This is a genomic window from Marcopretia estuarina LEGE 06307 (assembly GCF_056633115.1).
Genome location: NZ_JBSJOY010000002.1, coordinates 658007 through 664570 on the forward strand (window position 1 = coordinate 658007; position 6564 = coordinate 664570).

Below are 6564 nucleotides of genomic sequence, written 5' to 3' on the forward strand. Positions count from 1 at the left end.
CGTCCCTTGGTGCCGGTGCTGCTCGAGGTGGACGGCATGAAGTGCGGGGGGTGTGTGCGTGCCGTGGAGAAGCGCCTGCTGGCCGTGCCCGGTGTGCACCAGGCAAGCGTGAACCTGCTCACCCACACCGCCTGGGTGGGCCTGGCCGCTCCTGTCGAGGCCGCGCAGCCAGGCCTCGACACCCAGGTGGCGGCCCTGCTGGCCAGCCTGGAGGGGCTCGGCTTTGCGGCGCGCCTGCGTGATCAGTCGCTGCCGGCACCCACGGCGGCCGAGCTGGCCCAGCGCCATCGTTGGTGGCTGGAGTGGCGCCAGCTGATCGCGGCGCTGACGCTGCTGGTGGTGTCGGTGCTGGGCCATCTGGCGGAGGCGGGCAGCCTGCCGGCATCGCTGCTGGCGTCCCCGCTCGGAGCCCTGCTGGCGGCGCTCTGGTTCCACGCCCTCGTGGCCACCCTGGCCCTGGCGCTGCCGGGTCGTTCGATCCTGGTGCGCGGCGCCCTGAGCGCCTGGCACCGCATGCCCAGCATGGACACCCTGGTGGGCCTGGGCATGGGCAGCGCCTACCTCGCCAGCCTGGCGGCCCTGCTCTGGCCGGCGGCGGGCTGGCCCTGTTTTTTCAATGAGCCGGTGATGCTGCTCGGCTTCGTGCTGCTGGGCCGCTTCCTGGAGGAACGGGCCCGCTTCCGCACCGGCCGGGCGCTGGAGCAGCTGGCCCAGCTCCAACCCGAAACGGCGCTGCTGCTGGTGGGCGATGGCCCCCCGCGAGAGGTGCGGGTGGGAGGGCTGCGGCCCGCTGATCGGTTGCAACTGCTGCCGGGCGACCGGGTGCCGGTGGATGGGGTGGTGCTGGAGGGCTGCTCGGCGGTGGATGTGTCGAGTCTCACCGGCGAACCCCTGCCGCTGGAGGCCCGCCCGGGCTGTGAGCTGGCGGCCGGCATGCTCAACCTGCAGGCGCCGCTGGTGCTGGAGGTGACCCGCGCCGGTGCGGAGACGGCCCTGGCCCGGATCATTGCGCTGGTCGAGCAGGCCCAGGCCCGCAAGGCGCCGATACAGCGCCTGGTGGACCGGGTGGCCGGCCGTTTCACCGTGCTGGTGCTTGTTCTCGCCCTGGCCACCTTCCTGTTCTGGTGGCTGTGGGGCACCCGCCTGTGGCCGGATGTGCTGATGGTGGCTCCGCTGCTGGGCCATGGCGCCGGGGCTGCTCACAGCTTCGGTGGGCACGGCCTTGGTGGTATGGGCATGGGAGGCTCCGGCCACGGGCTGGCGGGGGCCGCCGTCGAGACCCCGTTCAGCCTGGCCCTGCAGCTGGCGATTTCCGTGCTGGTGGTGGCCTGCCCCTGTGCGTTGGGCCTGGCCACCCCCACGGCGATCACAGTCGGCTCAGGGCTGGCGGCCCGGGCCGGTGTGCTGTTCCGGGGCGGCGATGCGATCGAGACCGCCGCGCGTCTGCAGGCGGTGCTGTTCGACAAGACCGGCACGCTCACCCTGGGCCGCCCCCTGGTGGTGGCGATCGAACTGTCCCCCACGGATCCAGCTCACCAGCTGGCGGGCGAGCTGGTCGACGCCGATGCCCTGATCCGTGTGGCGGCCAGCCTGGAGCAGCAGACCCGCCACCCGCTCGCCCATGCCCTGCTGCAGGAGGCGGAGCGCCGCCAGCTTCCTCTCTGGCCGGTGAGCACCTGCGTCACCTTCGCCGGGGCCGGGGTGGAGGGGGAACTGGAAGGGGTCAGCGGCCCTTGCCGGGTGGGTCGCCTCGACTGGCTGGAGCAGCGAGGGGTTGGTCTGGGCGCTCCGCTCCGCCAGCGGCTCACAGCACTGGAGGCCGACGGCGGCTCGGTGTTGGCCGTGGCGGTCGGCAGCCACCTGCTGGGCCTCGTGGCGGTGCACGACCAACCGCGCGCCGATGCGGTCGCCACCGTGCAGGAGCTCGGTGCCATGGGGCTGAACCTCGGCGTGCTCAGCGGTGACCGGCAGCCTGCCGTGCGGCGCCTCGGTGAACGGCTCGGCTTGCCGGACGACGCCCTTGCCTGGGAACTGCGCCCCGAGCAGAAGCTCGACCAGATCGTGCGCTGGCAGCAGTTGGGGCCGGTGGCGATGGTGGGCGATGGCATCAACGATGCGCCCGCTCTGGCGGCGGCCGATCTCGGCATCGCCGTGGGCACCGGCACCCAGATCGCTCAGGACACCGCCGATCTGGTGATCCTTGGCGACCGCTTGTCCTCGCTCGTGCTGGCGCTGCAGCTGGCGCGGCGCACGCTGGCCAAGGTGCGCCAGAATCTTTTCTGGGCCTTCGGCTACAACCTTGTGGTGCTGCCGATCGCCGCCGGCGCCCTGCTGCCAGGCTTCGGTGTGGTGCTCTCCCCACCCCTGGCGGCCCTGCTGATGGCGATGAGCTCGATCACCGTGGTGGTGAACGCGCTGCTGCTGCATGGTCCAGCCTGACCCCGATCGCCCCAGGGGGCGCTTTCTCGTGCTGGAGGGCATCGATGGCTGTGGCAAGACCACCCAGCTCGAACGCCTGCAGGCCTGGTTGCCCAGCAGCGGCCTGCTGGCGCCCGGGGCGGAGCTGGTGGTGTGCCGCGAGCCGGGAGGGACGCCGCTGGGCCAGGCGCTGCGGCAGCTGCTGCTGCATCCGCCGGAGGCGGCCAGCCCCTGCCCCACCGCGGAACTGCTGCTTTATGCGGCCGACCGCGCCCAGCACGTGGAGGCCCGCATCGCGCCCGCCCTGGCGGCGGGCCACTGGGTGATCAGCGACCGCTTTGCCGGCTCCACGGCCGCCTACCAGGGCTATGGCCGTGGCCTGGATCTCGCGTTGATCGGCCAGCTGGAGGCCATCGCCACCGCCGGCCTGACGGCCGACCTCACCCTCTGGCTGGACCTGCCCCTGCCGCTCTCACTGGAGCGTCGCGGCCACCGGCCCGCCGATCGGATCGAGTCGGCGGGACTGCCCTTCCTGCAGCGGGTGGCTGGAGGATTCGCCCAGCTGGCGGCGCAGCGGGGCTGGGCGCGGGTGGAGGCTGCCGCTGCTCCCGAACAGGTGGCGGAAGCGATTGCGGCGCTGCTGCGGTGCCGTTTCGCCGCTGCTGGTGGCTGCGATGGCTGATCTGTTCGCCGACCTGATCGGCCAGCCCCAGGCCGTGGCCCTGCTTGCCGCGTCGCTGCAGCGCCAGCGGCTGGCGCCGGCCTACCTGTTCAGCGGGCCGGATGGGGTGGGACGGCGCCTGGCGGCTCTGCGCTTCCTCGAGGGCGTCCTGGCCGGGATCGCTGGTTCAGCCCCGCTGCGACGCCGGCTGGAGGAGGGCAACCACCCGGATCTGCTCTGGGTGGAGCCCACCTACCAGCACCAGGGCCAGCTGATCCCCCGTTCGGAGGCGATCGCCCAGGGAGTGGCGAAGCGGTCGCTGCCCCAGCTGCGCCTGGAGCAGGTGCGGGCGATCAGCCGTTTCCTGGCCCGTCGGCCGCTGGAGGGCGACCACTGCCTTGTGGTGATCGAGGCGGTGGAGATGATGGCGGAGGGGGCGGCCAATGCCCTGCTCAAAACCCTGGAAGAGCCCGGCAACGGGCTGCTCGTGCTGCTGACCAGCGCTCCCGAGCGCCTGCTGAGCACGATTCGCTCCCGTTGCCAGCAGATCGTGTTCAGCCGGCTGGATCCGGCCTCCCTGCAGGCGGTGCTGCACCGCCGCGCCGATCTCTCACCCGTGGCGGAGGGGCCAGAGGCCGCCGGCCTGATCGCGCTGGCGGCCGGCTCGCCGGGGGCGTTGCTGCGCCACCGGGAGCAATGGCAGGCCCTGCCACCGGGGCTGGCGGAGCGGCTGCTGGAGCGGCCGGGCCAACCGCTGGAGGCGCTGGCCCTGGCCCGTGAGCTCACCGAAGCCCTGGATCTGGATCTTCAGCTGTGGCTGCTCGACTGGTGGCAACTGCAGAGCTGGCGCCGCGATCTCTGCCAGGCCGATCAGCAGCGGATCGAGCGCCTCCGGCGCCAGTTGCAGGGGGCTGTGCAACCCCGGCTGGCCTGGGAAGTGGCGCTGCTGGAGCTGGGCGGATCGCTGGTGTGAGCCTGGAGTTCCAGGGGGATCTGACCGCCACCTGCGCCACGCGCCCCTTGACGGACAACAGCGCGAAGCTCTGACAGGCGCCTGGGGAGTCGCTGAAGCAGCGCTCCGGGTGTGTCGGTGCCGCTTCAGCAGCAGATGGTCGGTGGAATCAGGCGGATTCGAGCGAGCGCAGCTGGTCGCGCGTGTCCTGCCGAAGCTCTCGCACCAGCCGCTCCTGCTGTTCCAGCTGGGGGCCAGTGGGCAGTTCCAGGCAGTAGCCGGCTCCGTAGACCGTTTTGATGAACCGGGGTTTGCGCGGTTCGGGTTCGAGCTTGGTGCGCAGGTGGCGCACGTGTACCCGGATGGTCTCGATGTCGTCGTCGGGCTCGTAGCCCCACACTTCCTTGAGGATGAGCGAGGGGGCCACGGTCTGACCGTGACGCTGGAGCAGGCAGTGGAGCAGTTCGAACTCCAGGTGGGTGAGCCGGACGGCTTGATCGAACCAGATGGCCTCGAACCGCTCGGGCACCAGGGTGAGAGGCCCGAAATTGAGAATCTCGTTGTGTTTTTCGGCCAGAGGGGCGCGATCGATGCGCCGCAGCAGTGCTTTCACCCGCACCAGCAGCTCTTCGAGATCGAAGGGCTTGGTCAGGTAGTCGTCGGCGCCGGAGTTGAAGCCGCTCACCTTGTCTTTGGTGCCGCCGAGCGCCGTGATCATCATGATCGGGATCCCGGCCGTGCGCTCATCGCGGCGCAGGCGCTGGCAGAGGGTGAGGCCATCCACCTTGGGCAGCATCAGATCGAGCAGGATCAGGTCGGGATGGGCCTGCAGGGCCAGGGCCTGGCCCTTGATGCCGTCTTCGGCGCATTCCACCTGGAAGCCGCCGTGCATCAGATGGGCAGCCACCAGCTCACGCATGTCCCTGTCGTCTTCGATCAGCAGGATGCAGGGCTTCATGGGCGGCGCAGGGCGGGTGACAGCGGCAATCCGTTGGATTCGAAGAGGCCGTATGAGCTGCTTTCGCAGAAGTATGGAACACGATCCTGGCAACCGCTCCACTGGAACGTGAACAACCGGCAGGCAGCGCTGCGGCAAGGCGAACAGGAACTCCCCGGGCAGGATTCGAACCTGCGACCAATCGGTTAACAGCCGACCGCTCTACCGCTGAGCTACCGAGGATGGCAACCCGGTGAACCTACCCCTCGGTCGCGCCGCCAGGCAAGAGGGAGACCCTGCCGCGAAGGCGCCGGCACAGTTCCGGCCCGTCCTGCCAGCGGCCCATGCGCCCGCTTTCCATCAGCACGGCCCCGTCGCAGCGCTCGAGTTCCTCCAGCCGATGGGTGATCCAGAGGGCGGTGAGGGGTCGCTCCTGCCGGTGGCAGAGGCGATGGATCAACTCCAGAACCTCCGTCTGGCTGATTGGATCGAGCAGGGCGGTGGGTTCGTCGAGCAGCAGCAGGTCGGCACCGCTGGCGAGGGCACCGGCGATGGCCACCCGCTGTTTCTGGCCGCCGCTGAGCGTGTGGATCGGCCGCCCTTCCAGGCCAGGTAAGCCGACCTGGGCCAGGGCTTCGGCCACCCGCCAGCGCCGCTCCTCACGGCTGAGGCCCTCCGCCAACGAGAGCTGGAGGTCGGTGCCGCAGCTGGGCAGCAAGAGTTGGTGGTCGGGGTTCTGGAACACCAGAGCCGGCGTGCGCTGGCGGTGAATCCGCCCTCGCTGCGGATCGAGCAGCCCGGCGATCAGCCGCAGCAGGGTGCTCTTGCCGCTGCCGTTGCCCCCCACGAGCATCCACAGCCCTGGACGGGGCACCTCGAGGTTGATGTGGTCAAGGGCGAGGCTGCCGTTGGGCCAGCGGAACCCCAGGTTCTCCACCACCAGCGGAGGATCAGGGGCGGAGAAACCGGCGCTGGCATGGGCCGGTGGCGAGCTGGTCAACTGTCGACGCTGAAGCCGGGACGTTTGGTGCCGGTGCCACCCGCGGCCGAACGTTCGTAGAGCTGAACGGCCACCAGCTCACTGCTCAGCAGGCTGACCCGTTTCTCCTCGGCTTTCTCGCAGCTGAGTTCGAGCACGCGCGGTTGACCGCTCTCCAGGACCGCCTTGATCTGGCCATACAGGGCCTGGGCGTCGGCCAGTTCCTTGCGCTGGACCGAGACGGGCATGGGGCTGAGCTTGAGCGAGAGCTCGACGACGTACACGGCGGTTTCGGTGAGGGCAGCCGCCACTCTGGCGAATGGCGCGGCGCTGCGGTTTCCGCTGAAGGGCCGGCCGGCTCCCGGTTGGCTCCGGTTTGGCTCGGGGCTGGATTCAGGGCTGCTTCCGGTGCGGTTCAGACGACCGGGGCGGCCGCAAGGCCTGGGGCTGACGGAGCCGGTGAGTGCAAGTACTCATTGCCCCCGGGCCAGGGCGGCGGAAGCCCCGGCCACCGGCTGATTTCCGTACAGTGCCCTTGTAAAGCTTCATGAAGCCTCTTCATCATGACGATTGCTGTAGGGCGCGCGCCTTCGGCTCGGGGATGGTTCGACGTCCTC

At 70.3% G+C, this 6564-nt stretch carries 6 protein-coding genes and 1 tRNA gene; 3 read left to right on the top strand and 4 right to left on the bottom strand.

Annotated elements, in window-relative coordinates; translation table 11 throughout:
* Nucleotides 1–6 precede the first annotated feature (6 nt).
* The 3 genes from ACWJI3_RS07505 to ACWJI3_RS07515 are packed head-to-tail and all read left to right on the top strand — an operon-like array spanning nucleotide 7 to nucleotide 4052.
* The gene (locus tag ACWJI3_RS07505) at nucleotides 7–2439 is read left to right on the top strand and encodes a heavy metal translocating P-type ATPase (protein WP_480203379.1); all 2433 of its coding nucleotides are present in this window, start codon (nucleotides 7–9) and stop codon (nucleotides 2437–2439) included.
* Nucleotides 2426–3100, top strand: a complete 675-nt coding sequence (gene tmk, locus ACWJI3_RS07510; RefSeq protein ID WP_094511595.1) for a dTMP kinase — start codon at nucleotides 2426–2428, stop codon at nucleotides 3098–3100. The genes ACWJI3_RS07505 and tmk overlap by 14 nt, the downstream gene beginning before the upstream one ends.
* Nucleotides 3093–4052 (top strand): DNA polymerase III subunit delta', encoded by a 960-nt coding sequence (locus ACWJI3_RS07515; RefSeq protein ID WP_255141111.1) that lies wholly within the window; start codon nucleotides 3093–3095, stop codon nucleotides 4050–4052. Before tmk ends, ACWJI3_RS07515 begins: the two co-directional genes overlap by 8 nt.
* 148 nt (nucleotides 4053–4200) lie before the next feature.
* Here ACWJI3_RS07515 and ACWJI3_RS07520 read toward each other — a convergent pair whose 3' ends face one another.
* The 4 genes from ACWJI3_RS07520 to ACWJI3_RS07535 form a co-directional block, all read right to left on the bottom strand.
* Nucleotides 4201–4989 carry a response regulator transcription factor gene (locus ACWJI3_RS07520; RefSeq protein ID WP_094511593.1) on the bottom strand — a complete coding sequence of 263 codons (789 nt, stop codon included), beginning with the start codon at nucleotides 4987–4989 and terminating at the stop codon, nucleotides 4201–4203.
* 150 nt (nucleotides 4990–5139) lie between these two features.
* A tRNA-Asn gene (locus tag ACWJI3_RS07525) sits at nucleotides 5140–5211 on the bottom strand.
* A 16-nt stretch (nucleotides 5212–5227) separates the two neighbouring features.
* Nucleotides 5228–5968, bottom strand: a complete 741-nt coding sequence (locus tag ACWJI3_RS07530) for an ABC transporter ATP-binding protein (protein WP_094511591.1) — start codon at nucleotides 5966–5968, stop codon at nucleotides 5228–5230.
* On the bottom strand, nucleotides 5965–6231 hold the full coding sequence (locus tag ACWJI3_RS07535) for a UPF0367 protein family (RefSeq protein WP_255100680.1): 267 nt from the start codon (nucleotides 6229–6231) through the stop codon (nucleotides 5965–5967). Before ACWJI3_RS07535 ends, ACWJI3_RS07530 begins: the two co-directional genes overlap by 4 nt.
* Nucleotides 6232–6564: the final 333 nt, after the last annotated feature.